Origin of the sequence: Streptomyces sp. NPDC058880 (assembly GCF_042742535.1) — a bacterium.
Classification (GTDB): Bacteria; Actinomycetota; Actinomycetes; order Streptomycetales; family Streptomycetaceae; genus Streptomyces.
In genome coordinates this window covers 38,679-64,558 of record NZ_JBHYMC010000025.1, presented here as the reverse complement: position 1 = coordinate 64,558, position 25,880 = coordinate 38,679, and the positions used below count along the sequence as shown (strand labels likewise).

At 69.7% G+C, this 25,880-nt stretch carries 23 protein-coding genes and 1 pseudogene; 1 reads left to right on the top strand and 23 read right to left on the bottom strand.

From position 1 onward, the window contains the following. Window positions 1–311 precede the first annotated feature (311 nt). The 23 genes and pseudogenes from ACFW2G_RS16960 to ACFW2G_RS16850 all read right to left on the bottom strand — a co-directional run bounded on the left by ACFW2G_RS16960 (window position 312) and on the right by ACFW2G_RS16850 (window position 25,210). The gene (locus ACFW2G_RS16960; protein ID WP_384583020.1) at window positions 312–683 is read right to left on the bottom strand and encodes a DUF6113 family protein; all 372 of its coding nucleotides are present in this window, start codon (window positions 681–683) and stop codon (window positions 312–314) included. Then, entirely contained in the window at window positions 680–1,576 is an 897-nt protein-coding gene (gene mshB / locus ACFW2G_RS16955; protein WP_384454347.1) for an N-acetyl-1-D-myo-inositol-2-amino-2-deoxy-alpha-D-glucopyranoside deacetylase, read from the bottom strand. Before mshB ends, ACFW2G_RS16960 begins: the two co-directional genes overlap by 4 nt. 72 nt (window positions 1,577–1,648) lie before the next feature. After that, window positions 1,649–1,843: a hypothetical protein gene (locus tag ACFW2G_RS16950; RefSeq protein ID WP_030036986.1), complete on the bottom strand. Its 195-nt coding sequence runs from the start codon at window positions 1,841–1,843 to the stop codon at window positions 1,649–1,651. 359 nt (window positions 1,844–2,202) lie between these two features. Continuing rightward, a complete protein-coding gene (locus ACFW2G_RS16945) occupies window positions 2,203–3,267 on the bottom strand; it encodes an ABC transporter ATP-binding protein (RefSeq protein WP_384454343.1) in 1,065 nt (354 codons plus the stop codon). Continuing rightward, window positions 3,260–4,243 (bottom strand): ABC transporter ATP-binding protein, encoded by a 984-nt coding sequence (locus ACFW2G_RS16940; RefSeq protein WP_384454340.1) that lies wholly within the window; start codon window positions 4,241–4,243, stop codon window positions 3,260–3,262. The genes ACFW2G_RS16945 and ACFW2G_RS16940 overlap by 8 nt, the downstream gene beginning before the upstream one ends. A gap of 12 nt (window positions 4,244–4,255) precedes the next feature. Further along, on the bottom strand, window positions 4,256–5,182 hold the full coding sequence (locus ACFW2G_RS16935) for an ABC transporter permease (protein ID WP_172671296.1): 927 nt from the start codon (window positions 5,180–5,182) through the stop codon (window positions 4,256–4,258). 85 nt (window positions 5,183–5,267) lie between these two features. After that, window positions 5,268–6,191, bottom strand: coding sequence for an ABC transporter permease (locus ACFW2G_RS16930; RefSeq protein WP_037919505.1), 924 nt, complete (start codon window positions 6,189–6,191; stop codon window positions 5,268–5,270). 70 nt (window positions 6,192–6,261) lie between these two features. Continuing rightward, on the bottom strand, window positions 6,262–7,890 hold the full coding sequence (locus tag ACFW2G_RS16925; protein WP_037919503.1) for an ABC transporter substrate-binding protein: 1,629 nt from the start codon (window positions 7,888–7,890) through the stop codon (window positions 6,262–6,264). Between the two features lie 477 nt (window positions 7,891–8,367). Then, complete coding sequence (locus ACFW2G_RS16920; protein WP_384454336.1) at window positions 8,368–9,336, bottom strand: DUF2690 domain-containing protein; 969 nt, start codon at window positions 9,334–9,336, stop codon at window positions 8,368–8,370. A gap of 136 nt (window positions 9,337–9,472) precedes the next feature. Further along, complete coding sequence (locus tag ACFW2G_RS16915) at window positions 9,473–10,138, bottom strand: peptidoglycan-binding protein (RefSeq protein ID WP_384583052.1); 666 nt, start codon at window positions 10,136–10,138, stop codon at window positions 9,473–9,475. Next, a pseudogene (locus ACFW2G_RS16910) lies at window positions 10,112–10,375 on the bottom strand (peptidoglycan-binding protein); the annotation flags it as partial. The gene ACFW2G_RS16915 and the pseudogene ACFW2G_RS16910, both read right to left, overlap by 27 nt. 113 nt (window positions 10,376–10,488) lie before the next feature. Then, window positions 10,489–11,499 carry a penicillin-insensitive murein endopeptidase gene (locus ACFW2G_RS16905; protein ID WP_384454330.1) on the bottom strand — a complete coding sequence of 337 codons (1,011 nt, stop codon included), beginning with the start codon at window positions 11,497–11,499 and terminating at the stop codon, window positions 10,489–10,491. 52 nt (window positions 11,500–11,551) lie between these two features. Further along, window positions 11,552–12,625 (bottom strand): N-acetylmuramoyl-L-alanine amidase, encoded by a 1,074-nt coding sequence (locus ACFW2G_RS16900; protein WP_384583016.1) that lies wholly within the window; start codon window positions 12,623–12,625, stop codon window positions 11,552–11,554. Window positions 12,626–12,642: 17 nt separating this feature from the next. Continuing rightward, window positions 12,643–13,056 carry a DUF2690 domain-containing protein gene (locus ACFW2G_RS16895; RefSeq protein WP_384454324.1) on the bottom strand — a complete coding sequence of 138 codons (414 nt, stop codon included), beginning with the start codon at window positions 13,054–13,056 and terminating at the stop codon, window positions 12,643–12,645. Between the two features lie 3 nt (window positions 13,057–13,059). Next, window positions 13,060–13,485 (bottom strand): DUF2690 domain-containing protein, encoded by a 426-nt coding sequence (locus ACFW2G_RS16890; RefSeq protein ID WP_384454321.1) that lies wholly within the window; start codon window positions 13,483–13,485, stop codon window positions 13,060–13,062. Window positions 13,486–13,572: 87 nt separating this feature from the next. Next, a complete protein-coding gene (locus ACFW2G_RS16885) occupies window positions 13,573–13,992 on the bottom strand; it encodes a DUF2690 domain-containing protein (RefSeq protein WP_384454318.1) in 420 nt (139 codons plus the stop codon). A gap of 340 nt (window positions 13,993–14,332) precedes the next feature. Further along, on the bottom strand, window positions 14,333–15,385 hold the full coding sequence (locus ACFW2G_RS16880) for an ABC transporter ATP-binding protein (RefSeq protein ID WP_037919501.1): 1,053 nt from the start codon (window positions 15,383–15,385) through the stop codon (window positions 14,333–14,335). Continuing rightward, window positions 15,378–16,469: an ABC transporter ATP-binding protein gene (locus ACFW2G_RS16875; RefSeq protein WP_078556152.1), complete on the bottom strand. Its 1,092-nt coding sequence runs from the start codon at window positions 16,467–16,469 to the stop codon at window positions 15,378–15,380. The genes ACFW2G_RS16880 and ACFW2G_RS16875 overlap by 8 nt, the downstream gene beginning before the upstream one ends. A 9-nt stretch (window positions 16,470–16,478) precedes the next feature. Then, window positions 16,479–17,402 carry an ABC transporter permease gene (locus ACFW2G_RS16870; protein WP_384452955.1) on the bottom strand — a complete coding sequence of 308 codons (924 nt, stop codon included), beginning with the start codon at window positions 17,400–17,402 and terminating at the stop codon, window positions 16,479–16,481. A 23-nt stretch (window positions 17,403–17,425) separates the two neighbouring features. Continuing rightward, window positions 17,426–18,352, bottom strand: a complete 927-nt coding sequence (locus tag ACFW2G_RS16865) for an ABC transporter permease (RefSeq protein WP_037919497.1) — start codon at window positions 18,350–18,352, stop codon at window positions 17,426–17,428. Between the two features lie 198 nt (window positions 18,353–18,550). Then, window positions 18,551–20,206, bottom strand: coding sequence for an ABC transporter substrate-binding protein (locus ACFW2G_RS16860; protein ID WP_384583013.1), 1,656 nt, complete (start codon window positions 20,204–20,206; stop codon window positions 18,551–18,553). Between the two features lie 473 nt (window positions 20,207–20,679). Further along, on the bottom strand, window positions 20,680–22,584 hold the full coding sequence (gene typA / locus ACFW2G_RS16855) for a translational GTPase TypA (RefSeq protein WP_037919495.1): 1,905 nt from the start codon (window positions 22,582–22,584) through the stop codon (window positions 20,680–20,682). A 334-nt stretch (window positions 22,585–22,918) separates the two neighbouring features. Then, window positions 22,919–25,210, bottom strand: a complete 2,292-nt coding sequence (locus ACFW2G_RS16850; protein ID WP_384583010.1) for an ABC transporter family substrate-binding protein — start codon at window positions 25,208–25,210, stop codon at window positions 22,919–22,921. 349 nt (window positions 25,211–25,559) lie between these two features. On the opposite strand from ACFW2G_RS16850, the gene ACFW2G_RS16845 reads away from it, so the two are divergent. After that, window positions 25,560–25,784 carry a hypothetical protein gene (locus ACFW2G_RS16845; RefSeq protein WP_037919491.1) on the top strand — a complete coding sequence of 75 codons (225 nt, stop codon included), beginning with the start codon at window positions 25,560–25,562 and terminating at the stop codon, window positions 25,782–25,784. The last annotated feature ends 96 nt before the right edge of the window (window positions 25,785–25,880 follow it).

The window sequence follows — 25,880 nt, the reverse complement described above, 5'->3', positions numbered from 1 at the left end:
ACTGGCCGGTTCCGTACGGCGGTGTACCCGAGGGGTAAGCGGCTCCGCCGTGCCCCTTGGGCCCGGAGGACGAACTGTCGGTTTCACGACTCAAGGCAGGTTCTCCCGGTTGGCTCCGCCGCCCGTCATACCGTGCGCGGGCAGCTCGGCGGCCCGTCCACCATACTGGCCGCCGCCCGCCCGCAACTGTCCGCGGTGAATCAGGGGTTCCACACGGGGCCCGCCAAACCCCCCTGAAACACCCCGGCAGGCCCCGACCGCCCGCCTCGGCCGGACTCCCTACGGGGTCCGACACCACGTCACTTGACGGGCTATCCGGCCGAAATCCGCCGATCCGGCGAAAGGGTGACCGTGGCACACATCACAGCCACCACCGCTCCCCCCAAAAGGTAGGCGTACATGCCGATTCCGGACGAACTGAGCAGGAAGTCCCCCTCGGGGCGCGGGACGGTGAGCATCACGTAGGTGAGGAACCAGCCGGCCGCGGCCGCGCCCACCCCGAGGCCCGCCCCCAGGGCGATCCGGCCGCCGAGGAACAGCCCGAAGAGGGCCAGCAGCGCGAGCACCAGCCCGCCGGGGAACCACAGGTCCACGACGAGCCAGCCGGCCGCTCCGGTCAGCACGCCCAGGACCAGCAGGCCCAGGCACCCGGCGATCCGGCCCGCCGTCAGGGTGCCGGTCACGCCTCCACCCCCGCGAAGAGGTCGTGTTCGCGCTCGCCCGCCGCCGTACCCGGCCGGCCCTCGACCAGTTCGTAGTACTCGCGCGCGAACAGCGGCTGTGCCAGGTCGTTGGAGAGCGCGAAGAAGGACCCGTCCACGGCGATCTGCGTGGCGTGGGCGCGCATGGCGGCCGTCTTGGCGGCCACGAGGGCCTCGTCGGCGTCGATCTCGGCGGTGATCCGCTCGTCGTCGACGACCCCCGGCACGTCCGCGGGCGAGGCCAGCCCCGGGAAGGACACCGCGGGCCCGGCGGCATCCAGCCGGGCGAAGCCCTCCTCGACCACCGAGAGCGGAACCCGGTTCCAGTAGATCTTCCCGATGGTGTGGGGGTCCCCGAGGTCGCGCCGGTACGCGGTCTCCGCGGCCAGTTCGGCGGCGCGCATGGCGACCCGGTGGGCCTGGATGTGGTCCGGGTGCCCGTAGCCGCCGTTCGGGTCGTAGGTGACGAGCACCTGCGGGCGCAGTTCGCGGATCACCTCCACGAGGTACCCGGCGGCCTCGTCCACGTCGGCGGACCAGAAGGACTCGGGGCGGCGGTTCTGCGGGGCGCCCATCATCCCGGAGTCGCGGTAGCGGCCGGGGCCGCCGAGGAACCGGTGGTCATGGACGCCCAGTTCGGACATGGCGGCGGCGAGCTCGCCGATCCGGTGGGCGCCGAGGGTGTCGTCGCGGTCGGCCGCCAGGTGGGCGAGGCCGGGCGGGATGACCTCGCCCTCCTCGCCCAGGGTGCAGGTCACCAACGCGACGTGGGCGCCCTGGGCCGCGTACTTGGCCATGGTGACGCCGTTGTTGATCGACTCGTCGTCGGGGTGCGCGTGCACGAAGAGCAGACGACGGGCGGGAAGACCGTTCATGGCCCTAGCGTAGGGGGTTCCCCGCGCCGCCCCCGGCCCGCCCGCTCCGCCCGGCGGGGCCCGGGACCGACCCTAGAACTTGATGCCGCTGATCATGCTCGCCACGTTCGAGGTGAGCTGGCTGAGGGTCGGGGCGATGGTGGAACTCGCCAGATAGAAACCGAGCAGCACACAGACCACCGCGTGCCCTGCCTTCAGGCCCGCCCGGCGGACCAGCAGGAAAACGATGATCGCCAGCAGCACCACGGCAGAGATCGAGAGTGCCACGGCGTTTCACCTCCACGTCGAGCGGACATCGGTACGCGCATTCGTGCTCGGCGAGAGTCATACCCACCGTGCGCTACGGATCATAACTATCCGTGCCAGCGCATCGATCGAAATCCGGCAGCACGAGGGGCGCATGCCGCGCACGGCCGGGGTCACGGAGAGGCCGGCCGGGGAACGACTGCGCCCCCCGGCCGGCTGTCGGCACCCGCACGGCCGCACAACACCCAGGCTGCATGCCCCAGATCTCGGGGCAGAAACGGTCAAGTTGCCCGCAGGTAAACCGCCTTGGAGAAAGGCGGCTGCTCCCGCGGCAGCACGCGAGGGGTGGCCGGAAATCGTCGGTCGGTGGGTAAACCGTCTCAGCCCGCGGCCTGTCCCCCCGGTGCGTCGCGCTCGTCCGGCGGCAGGCCCGGGACCACCCGCTTCTCCGCCGCGAAGTGGCACGCCGAAGGGTGCGCCGCCGGTCCGGAGGCGAACACCTCCGGAACGGCGAGCAGCGGGACCTCCACCGTGCAGCGGTCCTGGGCCTTCCAGCAGCGGGTGCGGAAGCGACAGCCCGACGGCGGGTTGGCCGGCGACGGGACGTCACCGGTGAGGATGATGCGCTCGCGGTGGGCGCGGGCCTGCGGGTCCGGCACCGGCACGGCCGAAAGCAGCGCCTGCGTGTACGGGTGGGTCGGGTGCTCGTAGATCTGGCTGTCGGAGCCGATCTCCACGATCCGGCCGAGGTACATGACGCCGACCCGGTCGGAGATGTGTCGGACGATCGAGAGGTCGTGCGCGATGAAGACATAGGACAGGTTGAACTCGTCCTGGAGCTTCTCCAGCAGGTTGACGACCTGCGCCTGGACGGAGACGTCCAGGGCGGACACCGGCTCGTCGGCGACGATCACCTCGGGCCGGAGGGCCAGGCCGCGGGCGATGCCGATGCGCTGGCGCTGACCGCCGGAGAACTGGTGCGGGTACCGGTTGATGTACTCCGGGTTCAGGCCCACGACGTCCAGGAGCTCCTGGACCTTGCGGCGGCGGTCGCCCTTCGGGGCCACCTCGGGGTGGATCTCGTACGGCTCCCCGATGATGTCGCCGACCGTCATGCGCGGGTTCAGCGAGGTGTACGGGTCCTGGAACACCATCTGGATGTTGCGGCGGACGGCCTTCAGCGCGCGACCCGAGAGCCGGCTGATGTCCTCGCCCTTGTACGCGATCGAACCCGCGGTCGGCCGTTCCAGGTTGACCAGCATCTTGGCGACGGTGGACTTGCCGCAGCCGGACTCTCCCACGATGCCCAGGGTCTCACCGGCCCGCAGTCCGAAGGAGACCCCGTCGACCGCCTTGACCGCGCCCACCTGCTTCTTGAACAGGATGCCCTGGGTCAGCGGGTAGTGCTTGACCAGGTCCGTCACTTCGAGGAGGGACTCAGCCATGGAGGCACTCCTTCCAGAAGTGGCAGGCGCTGGCCCTGGCCACGGGCGACTCCGTCACCGGGTACAGCGGCGGGACGTCACTGCGGCAGACCTCCTGGGCCATCGGGCAGCGCGGGTTGAAGGCGCAGCCGCGCGGGATGCGGAGCAGGTTGGGCGGCAGGCCCTTGATCGCGTACAGCTCCTGGCCCTTCTGGTCCAGGCGCGGGATCGAGTCCAGCAGACCCCGGGTGTACGGGTGCGCCGGCGACCGGTAGATCTCGTGGACGGGCGCCGCCTCCACGATCCGGCCCGCGTACATGACCGCGATCTTGTCCGCGACGTCGGCGACCACGCCGAGGTCGTGGGTGATCAGGATCAGACCCATGTTGAGCTCCCGCTGGAGCTCGGCCAGCAGGTCCATCACCTGGGCCTGGACGGTGACGTCCAGGGCCGTCGTCGGCTCGTCGGCGATGATCAGCGAGGGCTCCAGGGCCAGCGCCATGGCGATCATGATGCGCTGGCGCATACCGCCGGAGAACTGGTGCGGGTAGTCCCCCACCCGTTGTCCCGCCGCCGGGATCCTGACCCGGTCCATCAGCTCGACCGCCTTGGCCCGGGCGTCCTTGCGGGACATCCCCCGGTGGACCTCGTACATCTCGCCGAGCTGCTTGCCGACGGTCAGCACCGGGTTCAGGGAGGACAGCGCGTCCTGGAAGATCATCGCCATCTCGGCGCCGCGGATCCTGCGCCGCTCGTCCTCCTTCATCTTCAGCAGGTCGCGGCCCTTGAACAGGATCTCCCCGCCGGCGACACGGCCCGGCGGAACGTCCAGGATCCCCATCACCGCCTGGGCGGTCACGGACTTGCCGGACCCGGACTCGCCGAGCACGGCCAGGGTCTCGCCCTCGTCCACCGCGTAGTCGACGCCGTTGACCGCCTTCGCGACTCCGTCGCGCGTCGTGAATTCCACGTGCAGGTCGCGGACTTCCAGCAGCATGTGCGGCACTCCTCAGCGCAGCTTGGGGTCGAGGGCGTCGCGCACCGCGTCGCCGAGCATGATGAACGCGAGCACCGTGATGCTCAGCGCGCCCGCGGGCCACAGCAGCATGTGCGGGGCGTTGCGGATCTGCGAGGCCGCATTGGAGATGTCGATGCCCCAGGAGACCGTGGGCGGGCGCAGGCCGACGCCGAGGAAGGACAGGGTCGCCTCCAGGGCGATGTACGTGCCGAGCGCGATCGTGGCGACGACGATGACGGGCGCGACGGCGTTGGGCGCCACGTGCCGCAGCAGCATCCGGGCGTTCCCGGCGCCCAGGGCCCTGGCGGCCTGGACGTAGTCGTTCTGCTTGGCGGTGATCACCGAGCCGCGGGCGATGCGGGCGATCTGCGGCCAGCCCAGCAGCACGATGAATCCGACCACGGGCCAGACGGTGGTACTGGTGACGACCGACAGGAAGACCAGCCCGCCGAGGACGACCGGGATGCCGAAGAAGATGTCGGCAACCCGGGAGAGCAGGGAGTCCCCCCAGCCGCCGAAGAAGCCGGCGAGGCCGCCGAGGGCGGAGCCGAGCAGGGCGGCGCCGAGGGTGGCGCAGACGCCCACGGTGATGGAGGCGCGGGCTCCGTAGACGGTGCGGGTGTAGACGTCGCAGCCCTGGGTGTCGTAGCCGAAGGGGTGGCCGGGGGCGGAGCCCTGTTGGGACTTGGAGAGGTCGCACTGCAGGGGGTCGCCGCTCGCGATGAGCTGCGGCCAGATCGAGATGACGACGAGGAAGAGGATCAGAGCTGCCGAGATGACGAAGACGGGATTGCGGCGCAGCTGGTGCCAGGCGTCGGACCACAGGGAGCGGGCCCGCTCGCCGGGGCCGGCGGCGCCCGGTCCGGCGTTCTTCTCGATGCCTTCGACGCTCTCGGCCTCGTCCAGTGCGAGATCCATGGGTCCCCCCTGGCCGGTGGGCGCGACCGCCTCCTTCGGGCGGGGGCCCACCGGGTCGTAGCCGCCGGGTTCGGGGCGCTCGGGATCAGGCATAACGGATCCTCGGGTCCAGGACCGCGTAGAGCAGGTCGACGAGCAGGTTCGCCAGCAGGAAGACGATGACGAGGATGGTCACGAAGCCGACGACCGTGGGCGAGTTGTTGCGCAGGATGCCCTGGTAGAGCTGGTATCCGACACCGTGGATGTTGAAGATCCGCTCGGTGACGATGGCGCCGCCCATCAGGGCACCGATGTCGGTCCCGATGAAGGTGACGACCGGGATCAGGGAGTTGCGCAGCAGGTGGCGGGTGACGACCCGGCTGCGGGGCAGGCCCTTGGCGGTGGCGGTGCGTACGTAGTCGGCCCTGACGTTCTCGGCGATGGAGGTGCGGGACAGGCGCGTGACGTAGGCGAGGGAGACCAGCGCGAGGACGATGCCGGGCAGGATCAGCTCGTTCAGCGGTGCGTCCGGGGAGACGGTGGGCCTCACCCAACCCCATTTGACGCCGAAGAGGTACTGGAGCAGGTAGCCGGTGACGAAGGTGGGCACCGAGATGACCACGAGGGTAAGCACCAGCACGGAGGTGTCGACGGTCTTGCCTCGGCGCAGTCCGCTGACCACGCCGAGGGTGATGCCGATGACGATCTCGAAGAAGATCGCGACGAGGGTCAGGCGCAGGGTGACGGGGAAGGCGCTGGCCATCAGCTCGGTGACGGACTGTCCGTTGAAGGCGGTGCCGAAGTCGCCCTGGAAGATCTGGCCCATGTAGTGGAGGTACTGCTTCCACAGGGGCTGGTCGAGGTAGAGGTCCTTGCGGATGCGTGCGGCGGTGGCGGGGTCGGGGGCCTTGTCACCGAAGAGGGCCGCGACCGGGTCACCGAGCGCGTACACCATGAAGAAGATCAGGAACGTGCTGCCGATGAACACCGGGATCATCTGGAGCAGCCGCCGGATCACATAACGTCCCATGGAGTGCTCCATGCTGTTGGCGGGGCGCGGCGGGCCCCCGCGGGGCGGGGGCCCGGGATCCGGGTGGGGGTCAGTTCACCTTGATCTGGTCGTAGACCGGGACGCTGAACTGGTTGAGGGCCACGTCCTCAAGGCGCTCGGAGTAGCCGGCGCTGCCGTTCTGGTACCAGAGCGGGACGGACGGCATCTGCTCGGCGAGGATCTTCTCCGACTCCTGGAAGCTGGCGATCGCCTTGGCCGGGTCGTTCTCCCGGTTCGCCTGGTCGACGAGGGCGTCGAACTCCTTGTTGCTGAACTTCCCGTAGTTGGAGGAGGCGCCGGTGTAGTAGAGCGGCTGCAGGAAGTTCTGGATCAGCGGGTAGTCGGCTTGCCAGCCGGAGCGGAAGGGGCCGGTCAGCCGGTAGCTGCTCTGCTGGTTGCGGAAGTCGGCGAAGGTGCCGACCGGGTTGACCGTACAGACCGGGCCCTCCCCCAGCGCGTTGTTGACGCTGTTGCACACGGCGTCCATCCAGTCCCGGTGCGATCCGGTGTCCACGTTGGAGGTCAGCGTGACCTTGCCGCCGGGGAGCCCGCCGCCCTCCTGGATGAGCTTCTTGGCCTCGGCCGGGTCGTAGACGCAGGCGTCGCCGCAGGCCGTGGCGGAGAAGCCGCCCTTCTCGCCGAGGGCGGGTGAGGTCCAGTCCTTGGCGGGGGTCCGGGTCTCCCGGAAGATCTGCCGGGTGATCTCGTCCCGGTTGATGGCCCGCGAGATGCCCTGGCGGACCTTCTCCATGCCCGGCTTGTTCCACTGCGGGTCGTACAGCGGGAAGGTGAGCGTCTGGATGATGAGGGCCGGCTGGTTGATGTACCGGTCGCCGAGGTCGTTCTTGACGTTCTTCAGCTGCTGTGCGGGGACGTCGTCGACGAGGTCGAGGTTGCCGGAGATCAGGTCGGTGTAGGCGGTGTTGTTGTCGGTGTAGACCTTCAGATCCACGCCGCCGTTCTGCGCCTTGTCCTCACCGGGGTAGCCGTCCCACGTCCGCAGCTTCATGCCGGTGCCCTTGGTGTACGAGTCCACCGTGTACGGGCCGTTGCCGATCGGCTTGTCCAGCCAGCCGGCGCGGTCGGTGAAGAAGGCCTTGGGCAGCGGGGAGAAGGCCTGGTAGCCGAGGGTCTCCGGCCAGGTGGAGAACGTGTCCTTGAGGGCGACGGTGAAGGTCCTGGGGTCCTTGACCACCAGTCCGGACATCGTCGTGGCCTTGGGCTCCCCGGACGCCGGGTGCACGTCGTCGTAGCCGACGATGTCGGAGAAGAACGGCGAGTTGTTCTGCTTGTTGCGCACGTCCGCGCCGTAGTTCCAGGCGTCCACGAAGGACTGCGCGGTGACCGGCTCGTCGTTGCTGAACGTCCAGCCGTCCTTCAGCGTGACGGTGAAGTTCCGGCTGTCCGTCGTCTGGATGGACTCGGCGAGCATGTTCTTGGCCTCGCCGGTCTTGGGGTCGTAGCGCTTGAGGCCGCGGAAGAGCATGTCGAGGACCTTGCCGCCCTGCACCTCGTTGGTGTTGGCGGGCTCCAGCGGGTTCTGCGGGTCACCCCACGACGAGCTGATGATTCCCGCCTCGCCGCCTCCGCCGCTGTCGCTCCCGCCGCCGCAGGCCGTCGCCGCGAGGGCGACGGCCACCGCACATGCGGCCCATTTGGCGTGGGTGGCTCCGCGCATGGAGTGCCTCCTATGGCTCCCAAGACTCACTTAGGGGCCAATGTCACCCTATGAGGGGTGTCGCACACGCACGGTTGGACCGATTGCACCGGCGCGTCCCGCCCCTGTCACCCCTGGGGGTGCAAAGCCGGCTCCGCCGCGCCGACGCCGTGGTGCAGGGCCGTGCCGTGCGCCTCGGAGAGCGCGCGTGCGCCGGTGGCGTTGCGGGTGTCCACGCCGAGGCCAATGGTGTCGCGGCCGCGCGCCGCGTGGGCGGCGAAGCCGTGGCGCAGGTGTCCAGGTCCACGGCGCAGGCGTCGAGGTCGGACTCTGCGGTGCCGAGGTCGGTTTCGGGACGGCCGATCTCGATCATGTCCACGGCGTTGGGCGCAGCCCGGTTGTCGATGGCGTCCCCGGGACCGGCGGGCCATACGGTGACGGTGACCGCGTCACTCTCGGGCCCGGGATCCCGGGGTCGCAACCGGTGTGCGCAACAGGTCAGGGCAGGACCGACCCGAGGGGCGAGCACTCGGATTCCTGGTACCGGGGTATCTGACCGCAGATGATCACCGAGTCGGGTGGTGCGTCGGCGCTGACGGCCAGCATCCGGGTGTAGGTGTCGTTGTCCACGCGGATCGTGGCCGACTCCTCCCGGCCGCCCTTGTCCTTGATCGTGACGGAGTCCCCCACCGTCCCGTTCTCGATCCGGCCCCAGACGGCCCGGCAGGCGGCGCTGTAGCGGAGCTGGATCTTCAGCCCGCGCAGCCACGTCTCCCGGACCGTGGTGCCGTCCCAGTGGCAGTCCATCGCCTGGGGCTCGCGCCGCAGACAGGTGTCCGCGGAGCAGGCAGGAGGCCTCGGCGACGACGCCTGTGCTCCGGCCGCGGATCCGGAGGGCTGGGCGCCGGCCCGGCTGGAGTCGGCGGCCGCGCCGCCGCCGGGACCACCGCCGATGACAACGGTGGCGATGCTGCCCACCAGGGCCCCGGCGACGACGAGCGCCGCCGTCCGGGCATGGCTCCTCCACTCCCGTAGCCGCGGGGGGCGGGCCGAGGAGGCCTGCGGCGCCTGGGCGGTCGCGGGCACGTTCGCCGGCCCGGTCGTGGTCGCCGGCACCGAGGACCTGGGCGTGGACGCGGGCCGCGCGGCGTGTTCCGGCGCCGGGTGCGGGGCCGCCGCCTGCTGCTGCCGGGCCGCGCGGAACTCCTCGTACGCGGTGGCCTTCGCCAGCAGCGCGAGCAGGACGTCGGCGTCGGCTCCCGTGGCGGCCGCGAACTCCTCGACGGCGACCGTGGTCGGCAGCTGTTTGCCGTTGAGGAACCTCTCCCAGGAGGAACGGCTGTAGTGGGTCTTTTCGGCCAGCTTGCCGTAACTGAACCTGGCTTCCTCCTTCATCCCGCGCATTGCCTCCGCGAGCTGGTCTCTGAACGGCGGCGAGCCGCCGTCGCCCCCCTTGTCGACCACCATCTGGCGTACCTCGGTCCCCTGCTGATCCAATACTGCGTACTGAACGGGGAGGGTACATCGCCTCTGGAAACGACGGCCGGGGCACCCGAGTCGGACTCGGATGCCCCATAAATCCGTGCACTATTCAGCCAGTTGCTCAGTTGAGGAAGGTCACGTCCCAGTGGCTGCTCTCGCGGGCGTAGATGTTGCCCGAGGGCGCCGTGTAGAGCGCCGCGCCGTCCCCGCGGGTGCCGGTGCGCGGGAAGGTGGCGGTGATGTAGTTGCTCAGGCAGCCGGTGGGGCTGAAGTCGAGCTTGTAACCGTTCCAGTGGCTGTACGTGCCACCCGCGTGGCCGGTCTCCGAGCCGCCGGTGATGGTCAGCGCGCAGTTGGAGGCACGGCGCAGGGCGACCGCACCGTCGGCCGAGGCGCGGCGCAGACCGTCGAAGGAGGTGCAGCTGGTGCTGTTGCGGTTGGAGCAGTTGCCCGACGAGGTCCAGCCGATGCCCGCACCGTTGAAGATCGCGGCAGCCTGGGAGTGGGTCAGCACGGTGCTGGTACCACCGCCGCTGCTGCCGGAGGAGCCGGTGACCAGAGCCTGCCAGGTATCGGGGCCGATGATGCCGTCGGCGTCCAGGCCCTTGGAGGACTGGAAGCTCTTCACCTTGGCGTCGGTGCCGTCACCGAAGGCGCCGTCCACGGCCAGTCCGTATCCATAGCGGTTGAGCTGGACCTGGGCCGCCTTGACGGCCGGGCCGTTCGCTCCCTTGCCGACCGTGACGATCAGCCTGGACCAGGTGTCGCCACCGACGATGCCGTCCACCGGCGACAGGCCGTTCGCGCTCTGGAACGCCTTCACCTTGGCCTCGGTGCCGTCGCCGAAGTCACCGTCGGCGCCGGTGCTGTGGCCGCGGGCGGTCAGCAGGTGCTGGATCGTCGTGACCTGGGCACCGGTGGCGCCCTTGCGGACCAGGGGCCAGTCGGCGGCCTGCGCGACGGGGGCGGTGAGCAGGCCTGCCACGAGGGCGGCCAGCAGGGTGGCGAATAGTGCGGCTGCCATGCCCGGGAGTCTTCTCATTGCGTGTTCCTCTTCCTCTTCCTCTGCTTCTGCTTCTGCTTCTGCTTCTGCTTCTGCTTCTGCTTCTGCTTCTGTGGGGATCTCGGACTGCGGCTTCAGCACTGGTAGTTGCTGTTCGGGTGGACCGGTTCGCAGTAGCGGATGTGCACGTGGTTGTCGTGGTTCGGGTACTGGACCGTCAGTCCCTCGGCGATCAGCTGGGGGTCGTTGAAGTAGACGAACTTGACGTGTCCGGGGGCGGCCGCACGCAGCGCCTTGACCAGCTCGCGCGTCGCGGCGCGGTCGTAGGAGGCGGACTCCCAGGTGATGCGGGAACCGGTGCACTGCGCCGAGTCCGTACGGGCCGGCCAGAGGTCGGCGTCGAGGCCCACCTGGTGGCTGGCGTGACCGTTGATGGACCCGCCGTGCTCGAAGGCGATGTCACCGACCGGCAGCTTCCCGTTGCCGGTGGCTGCGAACGTCCGGGCCGCTGCTTCGAGCTGGGCTACGGCGGCGGCCGTGCCCCAATCAGCGGAGGTGTTGCCGTCGGGGCTCTGGTTGCACAGGGTGCCCGCGGTGTAGTCGGCGTACTCGTAATGCCAGAGCAGGTTGGTCCACGTGCCCTGACCGACGATGCCGTCGGCGCCGAGGCCGGCGTGGCCCTGGAAGGTGCGGACGGCCGCGGCGGTGCCGGGGCCGAAGGCGCCGTCGACCGTCAGGCCGGCGCCGCGCTTGGCGTTGAGCAGGTACTGGACGGCCTTGACCGCCTCCCCGCTGTCGCCCTCGCGAACGGTGACGGCCAGGGCCTGCCAGGTGCTGGGGCCGACGACGCCGTCGACGTCCAGGCCTTTCGCCCTCTGGAACTCCCGTACGGCGGTGTCGGTGCCGACACCGAACACCCCGTCCGCCGTGAGGTTCTTGCCCTGCGCGCCCAGGAGGTACTGGAGAGCGACGACGTCCGAGCCGCGATTGCCCTTGCTCTGTGTCGGGACGAAGGCGCCGGGCAGCGCGTGGGCGGGTGCCCCCAGGCCGATCAGCAGCGATACGACGGCGGCGAGGAGGACCGCCCAGCGGGTGGCGGGCGTCCGGGAGCGTGGGGAGGCCGGTGGCCGGGTGGTCGACGGCATGACGGTGCACTTCTCCTGTCGGTGGGGGGTGAGGGGGCCGGGCTTACGGGGGTCAGCCGAGCAGCCGGCTGAAGGTGCGGGCGTCCGCGACGCCGTCCGCGGGAAGGCCGGCGGTGTTCTGGAAGACGGTCACCGCTGCCCCCGTCCCGGGCCCGAAGGCGCCGTCGACGCCGGTCGGGACGCCGCGCGCGGTGAGGAGGAGCTGTACGGCCTTCACCGCCTCGCCTCCGTCGCCCCGGCGGACGGGGGCGACGAGCTGGTGCCAGGTCTGGTTGCCCGCGTACCCGTCGGCGGTCGCGGTCACAAGGGTCTGGAAGTCGCGCACGGCCTTCTCGGTGGCCGGCCCGAACGCCCCGTCAGGGGTGATCGCCGCGCCCCGACCGACGAGCAGGTGCTGCAGCGCCCGCACCCGGTCGCCCGACTCGCCGATCCGCAGCAGCGGCCACACGGGGGCGGTGGCGTCGCCTCCGATGCGGGCTGCGACGTCGCGGCGCAGCCTGGGCAGCATCGCGTACAGCCGGTCCCCCGGGCAGGCGGTGGCGTTGAAGTCCCGGTGCCCGTAGATCTGGTAGGCCCGCAGTCCGTACTGGCGGCAGATGTGCGCGCACAGTTCGACCAGCGCCGCGTACTGGCTGCTGCCGGGCTCGACGGTGGTGTAGGTGCCCTCGTTCTCGATGCCGATGGCCACGGTGTTCTGGCCGGCGCAGTGGGCCGCCTCGACGGTGTGGGCGCCGTCTTGGAGCGCGGCCAGGCTGTTGTGTCGGCCCTCCATGACGTGGGCGCCGCGGCTGATGGTGAAGTGCTGGCCGGTGTCGATCCAGTGGTTCGTGTCCATGGCCCAGTTCTGCATGGACCGGGCGAGGGCGAACGCCTGGGCCTGTCCTGGGTCGGTGACGTTCGGCGTCGCCGTGTGGTGCACGATGATCTTCTGCGGCGGTACGGCGAGGATCTTGACGGGGCCGGCCGACGGGCGGGCGCCCCAGGCGGAACAGCCGGCGATCGCCGGCCCGGCGGCGGCCCGGGCCAGGCCGGCACCGCCGAGGGGGAACGCCGCGGCCGCACCGAGGGCGAGACCGCCCTTGAGCAGGGCACGGCGGTGGGGACGCGGTCCTGCGACCGGGTTCATGTGGAGTTCCTTCGCTGTCAGTACCAGTCGGTGCAGGAGTAGCCGAACGCGCGCTGCTCGCAGGCTTGGGCGGTGATGTCCAGGTCGTCGACCATCCGGGTGAACACCGTGCCGTTGCCGCCGTAGTACGTCGTGTACGAGGCGCCCCGAGAGTTGGCGACCTTGATGTCGGTGTCGAAGGAGGCGCCGGATGTCTTGCGGGCCCAGGCGGCCCTGCAGGAGGGGCTGTAGCGCAGTTCCACGCCCCAGCTCGCGGTCTTCACCGTGCGGGCGTCGTTCTGGCAGGTGGTGGTGGAGGGGTCCTTGCCGGTGCAGGTGCTGCCGAGGCAGGACGTCGCGGCGGACGCCGGGGTCGAGGCCATCAGCAGGCCCGACGCGGCGAGGGCGCATGCGGACGCGGTGGTGGCGAGCCTGCGCAGGAGGGGATTCACGGCCTAGTACCAGGCGGTGTAGGAGTACTGGGAGCCGCCGTTCTTGAAGCCGGCAGCGCGGGCCAGGACATCCTTGTCGTTCACCATGCGGGTGTAGACAGAGGCGCCGGTCGTGGAGACGGAGTAGGTGGCGCCCTGGTTGTTCTCGATCTGGATCTTCAGGGGCTCCGTCGTACCCCCGGCGCCCTGCCAACGGGCCCATGCGGCACGGCAGCTGGGGCTGTAGCGCAGTTCCACGTTGAGCCAGCCGTCCCAGTACACGGTCTTGGCGTCGTTCTGGCAGGTGGTGGTGGCCGGGTCCTTGCCGGTGCAGGTGCTACCGAGGCAGGACGTCGCGGCGGACGCCGGCGTGGAGGCGAACAGCAGACCGGAGGCGGCCAGGGCCAGGACCGAGCCGGTGGTGGCGAGTTTGCGGACGATGATGCTCAAGGAGAACTCCGTGGGCGGGTGTTGGGGTGGGGCGGGCGAGGGCGGGACGCCCTAGGGGGTGTCCGACGGATCAGGGTCGGACAGCCTCTAGTACCAGCTGGAGCAGGCGTAGCCGCCATCGTCGGTGGCGCAGGCGCGGGCGACGATGTCCTTGTCGTTCACCATGCGCGTCCAGACCGCGCCACCGCCGCCGCCGTTGAAGCGGGCACTGTAGGCGTTGCCCTGGGAGTTCTCGACCTTGATGGTGTGCACCCAGTTGGTGCCGCCCGGGTAACGCGCCCACGCGGCCCGGCAGGACGGGCTGTAGCGCAGCTCGGTGCCGAGGATGGAGCTCGCGACGGTCTTGGCGTCGTTCTGGCAGGTGGTGGTGGCCGGGTCCTTGCCGGTGCAGGTGCTACCCAGGCAGGACGTCGCGGCGGACGCCGGGGTCGAGGCCATGAACAGGCCCGACGCGGCCAGCACCAGCGCCGAACCAGCGGTGGCGAATCTGCGGGCGTACGTCTTCAAAGCGGCTCCCGTGTCGAGTGGGGGGGGTGGCGGACGGTGTCCCGCCGTGGCAAACACTCCCAGGCCAGCGGCCCCGTCCCGCCCGTCCCGCCCGCCCCGGGACGGGCCCGCAGCGGCAATGGGACGGGCCGCCGGGACGTGGGACCCCCGCGCCGCACGCGGAAGGCACCCGTCCCGCGAGGTGGGCGCCTTCCCTGCGTACGGCCCGGCCCCCGCCCAGGGACGGGCGGGTGTCCCGCGCCCCGTTCCCCGGGACGGCAGCGCCCCGCGGCGCACGCAAAAGGGCCGACCCCCGGCGCCGTGAGGCGCCGGGGGCCGGCCGTGGGGTCGAGCGGGTGCGTCAGACGGCCAGAATGGCCTTCTCCTCGGCGAAGTGGCACGCGGACTCGTGCGCCGCCAGGCTGTCGACGCCCTTGAAGCGCTCCGGGATCGCCAGCAGCGGCTCCTCGGTGGAGCACTTGTCCTGGGCCTTCCAGCAGCGGGTGCGGAAGCGGCAGCCCGACGGCGGGTTGGCCGGGGACGGGACGTCACCGGTGAGGATGATGCGCTCGCGGGACTCGCGGACCTCCGGGTCCGGGACCGGGACCGCCGACAGCAGCGCCTGGGTGTAGGGGTGCGTCGGGTGGTCGTAGATCTGCGCGTCGGTGCCGATCTCGGCCATCTTGCCGAGGTACATGACGCCGACCCGGTCGGAGATGTGCCGGACGATCGAGAGGTCGTGCGCGATGAAGATGTAGGACAGGTTGAACTCGTCCTGGAGCTTCTCCATCAGGTTGATGACCTGCGCCTGCACCGACACGTCGAGCGCGGACACCGGCTCGTCGCAGATGATGATCTCCGGGTTGAGCGCGAGGCCGCGGGCGATGCCGATGCGCTGGCGCTGACCGCCGGAGAACTGGTGCGGGTACCGGTTGATGTACTCCGGGTTCAGGCCCACGACGTCCAGGAGCTCCTGGACCTTGCGGCGCCGGTCGCCCTTCGGGGCCACCTCCGGGTGGATCTCGAAGGTCTCCCCGATGATGTCGCCGACCGTCATGCGCGGGTTCAGCGAGGTGTACGGGTCCTGGAACACCATCTGGATGTTGCGGCGGACGGCCTTCAGCGCGCGCCCGGACAGCTTGGTGATGTCCTGGCCCTTGTAGAAGACCTCGCCCGCGGTGGCGCGCTCCAGGTTCATCAGGAGCTTGGCGACCGTGGACTTGCCGCAGCCGGACTCGCCCACGATGCCCAGGGTCTCGCCCTGGTACAGGTCGAAGGACACGCCGTCGACGGCCTTGACCGCGCCGACCTGCTTCTTGAACAGGATGCCCTGGGTGAGCGGGAAGTGCTTGACCAGGTTGCGGACCTGGAGGATCGGCTCGCGCTCGGTGTTCGTCTTGCTGAGCTCAGCCATGGATCTGGTCCTTCCAGAAGTGGCACGCGCTCCCGCGGCCGGGCAGTTCGGTGCCGTCCTGCTCGGTGACCGGGTGCAGGACCGGGATCTCCGTACGGCAGATGTCCTGCGCCTTGGGGCACCGGGGGCTGAAGGCACAGCCCGTCGGGATGCGGAGCAGGTTGGGCGGCAGGCCCTTGATCGCGTACAGCTCCTGGCCCTTCTGGTCCAGGCGCGGGATCGAGTCCAGCAGACCCCGGGTGTACGGGTGCGAGGGGCGCTTGTAGATCTCGTGGACCGGAGCGGTCTCGACGATCCGGCCGGCGTACATGACCGCGATCTTGTCCGCGACGTCGGCGACCACGCCGAGGTCGTGGGTGATCAGGATCAGACCCATGTTCATCTCGCGCTGGAGCTCCGCGAGCAGGTCCATGACCTGGGCCTGGACGGTCACGTCGAGAGCCGTGGTGGGCTCGTCGGCGATGATCAGGTCCGGCTCCAGGGCCAGCGCCATGGCGATCATGATGCGCTGGCGCATACCGCCGGAGAACTGGTGCGGGTAGTCGCCCACGCGCGCCTTCGCGGCGGGGATCTTCACGCGGTCCATGAGCTCGATGGCCTTGGCCTTCGAGTCCTTCTTGGACATGCCGCGGTGGACCCGGAACATCTCGCCGAGCTGGTCGCCCACCGAGTAGACCGGGTTCAGGGAGGACAGCGCGTCCTGGAAGATCATCGCCATCTTGTCGCCGCGGAGCTTGCGGCGCTCCTCGTCGGACATCTTGAGGATGTCCCTGCCGTGGAAGCGCACCTCACCGCCCGCGACGCGCCCGGGCGGGCTGTCGAGGATGCCCATGATCGCCTGCGCGGTGACGGACTTGCCGGAGCCCGACTCGCCGAGCACGGCGAGGGTCTCGCCGGCGCTGACGCTGTAGCTCACGCCGTTGACGGCCTTGGCGACCCCGTCACGGGTCTTGAACTCGACCTGGAGGTTGTCCACCTCCAGCAGCGGCGTTGCGGACCCGCCGCCCGTCTCCGCAACGCTGAGAATCTCCGACGTCGTCACGCCGCCACCTTCGTCCTGCTTGCTGATGTTGTCTCGGAGCATCGGGCGGCCCTACCGCAGCTTCGGGTCGAGCGCGTCACGCAGGCCGTCGCCGACGAAGGCGAAGCCGAGCACGGTGACGACGACGAAGAGGCTCGGGTACAGCCACAGGTAGTCGTGGACCCCGATGAAGGCCTGCCCGGCCGCCAGCATGTTGCCCCACTCCGGCACGTCGACCGGGACACCGGCGCCGAGGAACGAGAGCGCCGCGACACCGATGATCGTGGTACCGACGTTGAACGTCGCGTAGACCAGGACCGGGGTCAGCGAGTTGGGCAGGATGTGGGTGCGGACGATCCGGCCGCCGCTGGCGCCGAGCGCCTTGGCCGCGTGGACGTAGTCCATCTCGCGCACCGACAGGATCGAGCTGCGCAGCAGTCGGGAGACGGTCGCCCACGAGAAGACCGCGAGCGAGATGATCACCGGGGTGATGCCGCGACCGGTGACGAGGATGATGACGACGGCGCCGATCATCAGCGGGAACGCGAGGAAGACGTCCGCGACGCGCATGACGAGGGTGTCGGCGAAGCCGGCGAAGTAGCCGGCGATGGCGCCGAGGGTGACACCGATCAGCACGGCGAAGAAGATCGAGGCGAGGCCGACGAACATGGCCACGCGGGTACCGGCGATGAGGCGCGAGAACATGTCGCGGCCCAGGGCGTCGGTGCCCATCCAGTGCGTGCCGTTGGGCGACGCGAGGGTGTTCTCCAGGTCCTGCGCACCGGGGTCGAACGGCGTGAACATGTTGCCGAAGATCGCGGTGATGAACAGCAGGCAGATGATCACGAGACCGACGACGGCCAGCTTGTTCTGGACGAAGCGGTGGCGGATCTCGCCCCACTGGGTGAGCTGCTTGGGGGTTGCTTCGGGGGCGGCCGGGGTGGCCGGCACGGGGCTCTCGTCCCCGATCGCCGGGCTCTTGACGAGCTCAGACATGAGGAAATCCTCCTTGGGGGCGGTCAGCTGAGGCGGATACGCGGGTCGAGGGCCGCGTACAGCAGGTCCACGATGAGGCTGAGGACGACGAAGATGGCGACGCTGTAGGTCACCACACCGATCACGATCGGGTTGTTCTGCTGCTGGATCGCCTGGACCAGTGCCAGACCGACACCGTCCCAGTTGAAGATCGCCTCGGTGATGAGCGCGCCACCGAGAAGTGCGCCGAACGAGATGCCCAGGTAGGTGACGACCGGGATGGAGGAATTGCGGAGCACGTGCTTGAAGAGCACGCGGCGGCGCGGAAGTCCCTTGGCCACGGCGGTCTTCACGTAGTCGGCGCGCAGCACCTCGAGCATCGTGCCGCGGGTGAGGCGGGCGACGAACGCGACGTCGGTGATGGCGAGGGTGATCGCGGGGAGGATCATGCCTTCGAGCTTGTCTCCACCGAGCTGCGGGAACCACTGGAGTTCGACCGCGAACCACTTCATGAGCAGCATGCCGATCACGAACGTGGGGAAGCCCACCGCCATGGTCGTAAAGAATGTCGTGGCCATGTCCAAGATGCTGTATCTATACAGGGCGGCAATGATGCCGACGCCCATACCGAACACCGTCACGAGGGCGATGGCCAGGAAGGCCAGCTTCGCGGTGTTCGCCAGCTTGGGGCCGAGGATCTCGGACACCTCGCGGCGCTGGATGAAGTCCTCGCCGAGGTCTCCGGTCGCGACCTTCGACACGTAGTTCACATACTGCTCGGGCAGCGACTTGTCGAGCCCGTACCGCGCCTTGAGCTCCGCGACCACCGCTGGGTCGCGTGCCTTGTCGCTGCCTGCGATCGAGCCCACGGGGTCACCGGGGAGAACGAACAGACAAGCGAACAGAACCATGGTCGCGCCTATGAGGACCACGACCATCTGCCCGAGGCGACGGGCGACGTACCTTCCCATGTTTGTGCCTCTCTACCTGGCCGCTTCTGGGAGCAGCGGCCTCCGGCCCGGTATACGGGCCGGCTCTCGGCCGGCGGGGATTGCCCGCGGATGTGAGGGGTGCCGAAGTAAAAACGGCCTGCCGAGCGGGGCCGCGGCCCACCGGTCACCCGGGGGCCGCGGCACGTTCGCTCCTGACGGATATACCGTCCGAACCGATTACTTCTTGAGCGAGATCTTCTCGAGGATCGGGTCCTCGTTGAAGTTGATGTCGTCCAGACCGTTGAACTTGTCGGTCGCCATCAGGCGGAACTGGGAACGGTTGAAGGTCGGGATGAGGGCCATGTCGTCCATGGCCATCTTCTCGGCCTGCTTGTACATCGCGATGCGCGCGGCCTCGTCCTTGGTGGCGCGGGCCGTGTCGATCAGCTTGTCGAACTCGGGGTTGTTGTAACGGACGCGGTTGTCACCGGTCACGTTGCCGTCCGCGTCCTTCGACATCGAGGACGAGTGCAGCAGCGGGAACAGGAAGTTCTCCGGGGTCGGGTAGTCCGCGCCCCACGCGAAGCGGTAGACGCCGGTGGCGCCGGAACCCTGCTGCTCCTTGAGCATGCCCGGGAAGTCCTTGCCGTCCAGCTTGACCTTCACGCCGAGGACGTCCTCGAGCTGACGCGCGATGGCCTGGACCCACTCTTCGTGGCCCGCACCGGTGTTGAAGGAGAACTTGATCTCCGTACCCGGCTTCAGGCCGCCCTTCTCGGCGTGCTCCTTGGCCTTGGCCACGTCCTGCTTGAGGCAGGAGGTGCACAGGTCCTTCTGGTACGCCTTCGGGAACGACGGCGGCACGATGGTCGTCGACGGGGTCTGGAAGCCCTGGAAGACACCCTTGGCGATGGCCTGACGGTCGATCGCGTAGGAGATCGCCAGACGGGCGTCCTTGTTGTTGGTCGGGCCGTTGTCACCGATCGGCAGAACGAAGTTCATGCCGCTGGTGTCCTTGGCGAACCACTTGTTCTGCGGCTTGAACTTCGCCTCGGCCGTCTTCAGCATCGGCGTCGGGATGTGCGCGTAGTCGAACGTGCCGGCCTGGAAGCCGTCGTACTCGAGCTGCTGCGCGGTCTTGTCGTTGAGGAGGGTGACCTGGACCTTGTCCAGCTTCGCCTTCTCCAGGCCGTAGTCGTCGTTGCGGACGAGGTTGATGGCCTTGTTGTGCTCCCAGCTGCCGTCCATCTTGAACGGACCGTTGCCGATGGGGGCCTCGCCGAACGCCTTGTCCTCTTCGCCGACCTTGGCGGCCTTCGGGACCGGGCTGTAGGCGGTGTGGGCCGTCTTCAGGACGAACTCACAGTCCGCCTTCTCCAGGTCCACCTTGAGGGTGTGCGGGTCCGGGGTGGTCACACCGGAGAAGGTCTTGGCCGAGCCGTCCTGCAGCTCCGCGTAGCCCTTGATGCCGGCGAAGTGGTACGCCACGTCGGACGCGGCGGCCTTGTGCGCGGAACGCGCCCAACCGCGGGCGAACGCCTCGGCGTCCACGACCTCGCCGTTGGAGAACTTGGTGTCCGGCTTGATCTTGAAGGTCCACGAGGTGCAAGCCTCGTCCGAGGTCGCCGACTCGGCGAGCAGCGGCTCGGCCAGACCGTCGGGGGTGTTCCCGTACAGGCCGGTGAACAGGGCGTTCGACAGCAGGATGCCCGTGGACTCGTGGGCGCGCCCCGGGTCGATGGTGTCCGGCTCCGTGCTGCCCAGGCGGAACGTACCGCCGCCGGTAGCGCTGCCCTTGTCCTTGCTGTCACCGTCACCGCCGCCACAGGCGGTAGCGGCCAGGGCGACGACAACCGCGCCCACGACCCACTTGGCGCTCTTCGCACCGCGCATGGGTTTCCTCCTCATGAGTCCACTGATCGACTTGAGGGGCATGAAAACCTCGCCGACACCCCTGACGGCGAGTGGTTTCCTGCCCATAGTGTGCTCGTGAGTCGGCGCGATCCCCACATCGCGTGACCCATTGACCCGAGCTCAATGGAGCCATCCTCAAGTACGGCCAGGCCGTAAACCACACTTAAGTGGTCTCGTTTTCACAACATCGATCCGCGGCAGAAACCCGAAATCCGGACAAACGGATAGGAGACAGACACGTGCGAAACGGACGGTTGGCTCATCATCCGGAGTGTCACGGTCGGTATGCGGACACGTGAACACAAAAATCCGCTTGACGTAAGCGAACAGCCCCTCCCCTCACGGAGTCCGTGAGAGGAGGGGCTGCTGCTTGTCCCGGCCCTGGCGGCCGGCCGCGGCAGGCGCGGCCGGTGCCCGGGCAAACCCCGGGACCGGCCGCCTGAACGCGGTTGTTACTTGGCGGACTTGGCCCGCGACGCGGTGCGCGAGCGCTCCTTCTGGTCCAGCACGACCTTGCGGATGCGCACGGCCTCCGGGGTCACCTCGACGCACTCGTCGTCGCGGCAGAACTCCAGGGACTGCTCCAGGGAGAGCTTGCGCGGCGGGACGATCGCCTCGAAGGTGTCGGCGGAGGAGGAGCGCATGTTGGTGAGCTTCTTCTCCTTGGTGATGTTCACGTCCATGTCGTCGGAGCGCGAGTTCTCGCCGACGATCATGCCCTCGTACACCTCGGTGCCGGGGTCGGTGAACAGCACGCCGCGCTCCTGGAGGTTGGTCATCGCGAACGCGGTGACCGCACCGGCGCGGTCGGCGACCAGGGAGCCGTTGTTACGGGTGACCAGCTGGCCGAACCACGGCTCGTGACCCTCGTGGATGGAGTGGCCGATGCCGGTGCCGCGGGTCTGCGTCAGGAACTCCGTACGGAAGCCGATGAGGCCACGGGACGGAACGACGAACTCCATGCGGACCCAGCCGGAGCCGTGGTTCGACATGTTGTCCATGCGGCCCTTGCGGACACCCATGAGCTGCGTGACGGCGCCCATGTGCTCCTCGGGCACGTCGATCGTCATGCGCTCGACCGGCTCGTGCACCTTGCCGTCGATCTCGCGGGTGACGACCTGCGGCTTGCCGATGGTCAGCTCGAAGCCCTCGCGGCGCATCTGCTCGACGAGGATCGCCAGCGCGAGCTCACCGCGGCCCTGGACCTCCCAGGCGTCCGGGCGGTCGGTGTCGAGCACGCGCAGCGAGACGTTGCCGATCAGCTCGCGGTCCAGGCGGTCCTTGACCTGGCGGGCGGTGACCTTGCGGTCCTTGACGGCGGACTTGGCGTCCGCGCCCTTGCCCGTGCCGCCGCGGCCGACCAGCGGGGAGGTGTTGGTGCCGATGACCATGGAGATGGCCGGCTCGTCCACCGTGATCAGCGGCAGCGCGATCGGGTTCTCCGGGTCGGCCAGGGTCTCGCCGATCATGATGTCGGGGATACCGGCGACGGCGCAGATGTCACCGGGACCGGCGACCTCGGCCGGCTTGCGGGTCAGCGCCTCGGTCATCATCAGCTCGGTGATGCGGACGTTGGAGATGGTGCCGTCGCGCTTGATCCACGCGACCGTCTGGCCCTTGCGCAGCTCGCCCTGCTCGACGCGCAGCAGCGCGATGCGGCCGAGGAAGTTGTCGGCGTCGAGGTTGGTGACGTGCGCCTGGAGCGGGGCTTCCTCGTCGTACGTCGGGGCCGGGACGTGCTCCAGGATCGTGGAGAAGAACGGCTCCAGGTTCTCGCTGTCGGCGGGGACGGTGCCGTCCTCCGGCTTGGTCAGCGAGGCGATGCCGTCACGGCCGCAGGCGTAGACGATCGGGAACTCGATCTGGTCCTCGTCGGCGTCCAGGTCCAGGAACAGGTCGTAGGTCTCGTTGACGACCTCGTCGATCCGGGAGTCCGGGCGGTCCGTCTTGTTGATGCAGAGGATGACGGGCATCCGGGCCTGGAGGGCCTTGCGCAGGACGAAGCGGGTCTGCGGCAGCGGACCCTCCGAGGCGTCCACCAGGAGGACGACGGCGTCGACCATCGACAGACCGCGCTCGACCTCGCCACCGAAGTCGGCGTGGCCGGGGGTGTCGATGATGTTGATCGTGATCGGGGCCCCGCCGTCCTTGGGGTGATACTTCACCGCCGTGTTCTTGGCGAGGATCGTGATGCCCTTCTCACGCTCCAGGTCGTTCGAGTCCATCATGCGGTCGTCGAGCTGCTGGTGGGCGGCGAAGGCACCGGCCTGCTTGAGCATGGCGTCGACGATGGTCGTCTTGCCATGGTCGACGTGGGCGACGATGGCGACGTTACGGATGTCGTGGCGCGTGGGCACTTCGGCGCTTCTCCCGGGATCGTGGATGGCGTCACGTACGGCCTGGCACGCGCGCCTCGACCGGGCGAAAACCTGCCACGGCCTTACCCCATGGTACGTCGAATGGCGGGAACCGCCTGCCGGGGGGTCTGTCAAGAGGCCGGAGGAATGAGCACGGCCGAGCGCGAGGTGGGGTGCCCGGACCGCCGTTCCTGCCGGAAATCATGCGGGTCAACGGGTATCCACGACCTTGCCCGCCGGAGTTCCGGCGGGCAAGGGACTTGAGTCACATCTGAGGTTGCGCCCCGCGGGTCAACCTGACAGGAACCGCTTTGTCACCACATCTTCGCCAGGGCTACTTCTTCTTGTCCTTGGCGGTCGGCGCCTTCTTCCAGCCGATGTCCTGGTAGCGGGGGGCTCCGAGGCCGAAGGCGCCGGCGTTGACGAGGCCGGGCCTGACGGCCACCAGCTCCGGGCGCTGGAAGAGCGGGATGGATCCGGCCGCCGCCCAGATCCGGGCGTCGGCCTTGCGCACCAGCTCGCGGGACCGCGCCTCGTCCAGCTCCCCGAGAGCCTGGTCGAACAACTGGTCGATGTGGTCGGTGCCGACCCTCGTGTAGTTCTGCTCGACGAGGAGCGAGCCGTCCGCCGCCGGCTCCGGCTTGGCGAAGATCGGCCGGGCGTCGGTGGCGGGGAAGGCCGTGGCCGGCCAGGAGTACAAGGCCAGGTCGTACTGGCCCGATGCGATGTGGTCCTTGAAGAAGCTGTCGTCGGCCACCTTGGTCGTCTCGGTGTTCACCCCGAGCTTGCGGAGCGTCTCGGAGATCCGCTCGCCGACCGTGCGCAGGGACTCCGAGCCGGGGCCGGCCGGGAGGACGAAGCGCAGGGTGAGCGCCTTGCCGTCCTTGGCGAGCATGTTGCCCGAGGTGCGGGTGGCCTGCTTGGCCGGGGCCGGCGAGCCCTTGGCCGGGTCGGCCGCGTCGCCGTCCCGGGCCGGGCTGCGCTTGCCGTCGTCGGCCACGGAGCGGGCGTGGGCCGCCTGGGCCAGGAGGGAGGCCTGCTGCTGGGCGCCGAAGGGGGCGGGGGCCAGCACCGGCGAGACACGGTCCCGGTCGTCTCCGGCCGCGGTGGTGTCGGCGCCGGCGGCCTGCGGCCGGTCTCCGTTGGCCCCGTCGTCCTGGCCCACGATGTAGAGGCCGTCGTTCCCGGTGCCCGGGCCCGCGGGCGTCTTGCCGTCGTCCTGCGGGGCGCTCTCCGGGCCCGCCTTGGCACCGGCCGGCTCGGTGATCTTGCCGCCGCGGCGCCAGCCGGCGTCGGCGAGGAGGGCCTGGGCCGCCTTGGCGTCCTGGCCGCCGAGGGCGGCGCTGTTGTCGGCGTACGCCTGCTGCCCGGCCAGGGCCACGTGGCTGCCGACCGGCTTCGCGGGCAGGCCGAGCGGTCCCAGCACGAGGTCGGCCAGCGCCTGGCGGTCCAGGGCGCGGGCCACCGCCCGGCGCACCCGTTCGTCCGCCAGCGGGCCGGACGCCCCGTTCATCGCCAGCTGCGTGTAGGCCGGCTCCAGGGACTTGCGGACCGTGAAGCCTCGCAGGCCCTTCTGCTCGTCCGCGTACCGCTTCACCGACTCGGCGTGCTTGGCGCGGTTCTCCTGCTCCTGCTCCGCCTTCTCCTCGTCCGTACCGAAGGCGGTCGCCCAGGACAGCGTGGCCTGCGCCGGGGTCATCGCCGCGCCCGGACCGTGCGCCGGGGCCCCGCCCGCACCAGCGCCGCCCTTGCCGGAGGCGTCCCGGTGGGCCAGGGCGATGCGGTCGGCCCCCGAACGGTCGATCTCCGCCAGATCGAGCTTCCCGGCAGCCAGCGCCGCGGGGCGGCCGGCCCGGGGCACCGCCGTCAGGACCAGCGTGTCCAGCTTGGCCTGCTTCCCCCACCAGCGTGGGTTGCGGGTCAGGGCGACGGTCCCGGTCTTCTTGTCGATCGCCCCGAGCCCGAAGGGGCCGGCGGTGGCCTTGAGCGCGCCGCGGGCACCCTCGTTGAAAGCGTCCGGGGTGCCCATGACCTGCTTGGGGTAGAGCGGCGAGAACAGCGAGCGCCAGTCGGCGTACGGCTTGCCGAAGGTGACCCTGACCTCCAGGTCGGTCTTGCCCCTCTCGATCTTCTCGATGCGTTCGTAGCCGGCGTTGCGCGCCGTCCAGTAGGCCGAGTCCTTGCCGTTCAGGGCGCGCCACTGGGCCACGAAGTCGGGTGCGCCGATCTCCCGCCCGTCGCTCCACACGGCCTGCTGGTTCAGCTTGTACAGGACGACCTGCTTGGGCTCCCGCTCGATGACCTCGGCCTTCTCCAGGTAGTCGGGATTGGCCACCGGTCGCCCCTTGGCGTCCAGCACGAAAAGGTGCGGCAGCACGGCACCCGCGATCCTGCTCGTGGCGGCGTCCGCGTCGGCCTGGAAGGCGTTGAGGGTGTCCGGGAGGGCGTCCACCGCCCACCGCAGCACGCCCCCGTCGGCGACCTTGTCGCGGGTGGTCGTCGCGATGTCCTGCCCTGCGGCGGCCGGGCCGCCCTCGTCGTCACCCGCGCCGCAGCCCGTGAGCAGCGGCAGTGCGAGGACTCCCGAGGTCAGGAGCGCCAAGGACCTGCGCCTTCTCTGGGACATGGGTGGTACCTCCGGGGCGGGGCTTGGGGGAAGCGTGATCACGTTCGGCGGTATATGGAGCTGATCACACCGGTTGCCGGAATCCACTGAAATCGACGGCACTGCGCGCCCTCCGCAGCCGCCTCTCGCCACGCCGCGAACCCCACCCGTGCGGACCAATCCCGTCGGCACGGCATGGGGGGCGTTCCCCCGGACGGGGGAAGAGAATGGGTGGCAGGGAGGGGCGCACAGTTCACGCCTGCGCGCCCGCAATCGCTGCACGTCCCTTCACAAGGGGGGACGCGAAGCGCGACACTCGCAGGCGCACATGAGCGTTGCCACCGCACCCTGGCGGAAATGAGGGCAAATCATGTCCCTGCACGACGACCTGACCGCTGTACGACGCAACCTGGACGAGCTGACGCGCAAGGTCGAGCGGCTGGAGCAGCAGGCCGCGGCCGCCCGGCGGAAGCCCGCACCGGCTCCGCCGGAACCGTCCCGGATGGTGACGGTCCCGGACACCCCCTACGACAGCACCCTGTGGACGGACTCCGACGACGAGGGCCTCGGCGCCCGCGACCGCCGCGCGCCCTGACGCCGCCCCGCCGCGTTCCGCACACCGTCCGCCCGCTCCCCTGTCCGGTCCGGCCGCCCCGAGGCGGGACCGGACAGGGGCGTCCCCTCATCACTC

Bases quoted from the DNA above. Each gene is read 5' to 3' on its own strand.
- mshB (WP_384454347.1), bottom strand. From the start codon at position 1,576: ATGAACGGTCTTCCCGCCCGTCGTCTGCTCTTCGTGCACGCGCACCCC.
- ACFW2G_RS16945 (WP_384454343.1), bottom strand. From the start codon at position 3,267: ATGGCTGAGTCCCTCCTCGAAGTGACGGACCTGGTCAAGCACTACCCG.
- ACFW2G_RS16940 (WP_384454340.1), bottom strand. From the start codon at position 4,243: ATGCTGCTGGAAGTCCGCGACCTGCACGTGGAATTCACGACGCGCGAC.
- ACFW2G_RS16935 (WP_172671296.1), bottom strand. From the start codon at position 5,182: ATGGATCTCGCACTGGACGAGGCCGAGAGCGTCGAAGGCATCGAGAAG.
- ACFW2G_RS16930 (WP_037919505.1), bottom strand. From the start codon at position 6,191: ATGGGACGTTATGTGATCCGGCGGCTGCTCCAGATGATCCCGGTGTTC.
- ACFW2G_RS16925 (WP_037919503.1), bottom strand. From the start codon at position 7,890: ATGCGCGGAGCCACCCACGCCAAATGGGCCGCATGTGCGGTGGCCGTC.
- ACFW2G_RS16920 (WP_384454336.1), bottom strand. From the start codon at position 9,336: ATGGTGGTCGACAAGGGGGGCGACGGCGGCTCGCCGCCGTTCAGAGAC.
- ACFW2G_RS16905 (WP_384454330.1), bottom strand. From the start codon at position 11,499: ATGCCGTCGACCACCCGGCCACCGGCCTCCCCACGCTCCCGGACGCCC.
- ACFW2G_RS16900 (WP_384583016.1), bottom strand. From the start codon at position 12,625: ATGAACCCGGTCGCAGGACCGCGTCCCCACCGCCGTGCCCTGCTCAAG.
- ACFW2G_RS16880 (WP_037919501.1), bottom strand. From the start codon at position 15,385: ATGGCTGAGCTCAGCAAGACGAACACCGAGCGCGAGCCGATCCTCCAG.
- ACFW2G_RS16875 (WP_078556152.1), bottom strand. From the start codon at position 16,469: ATGCTCCGAGACAACATCAGCAAGCAGGACGAAGGTGGCGGCGTGACG.
- ACFW2G_RS16870 (WP_384452955.1), bottom strand. From the start codon at position 17,402: ATGTCTGAGCTCGTCAAGAGCCCGGCGATCGGGGACGAGAGCCCCGTG.
- ACFW2G_RS16865 (WP_037919497.1), bottom strand. From the start codon at position 18,352: ATGGGAAGGTACGTCGCCCGTCGCCTCGGGCAGATGGTCGTGGTCCTC.
- ACFW2G_RS16860 (WP_384583013.1), bottom strand. From the start codon at position 20,206: ATGCGCGGTGCGAAGAGCGCCAAGTGGGTCGTGGGCGCGGTTGTCGTC.
- ACFW2G_RS16850 (WP_384583010.1), bottom strand. From the start codon at position 25,210: ATGTCCCAGAGAAGGCGCAGGTCCTTGGCGCTCCTGACCTCGGGAGTC.
- ACFW2G_RS16845 (WP_037919491.1), top strand. From the start codon at position 25,560: ATGTCCCTGCACGACGACCTGACCGCTGTACGACGCAACCTGGACGAG.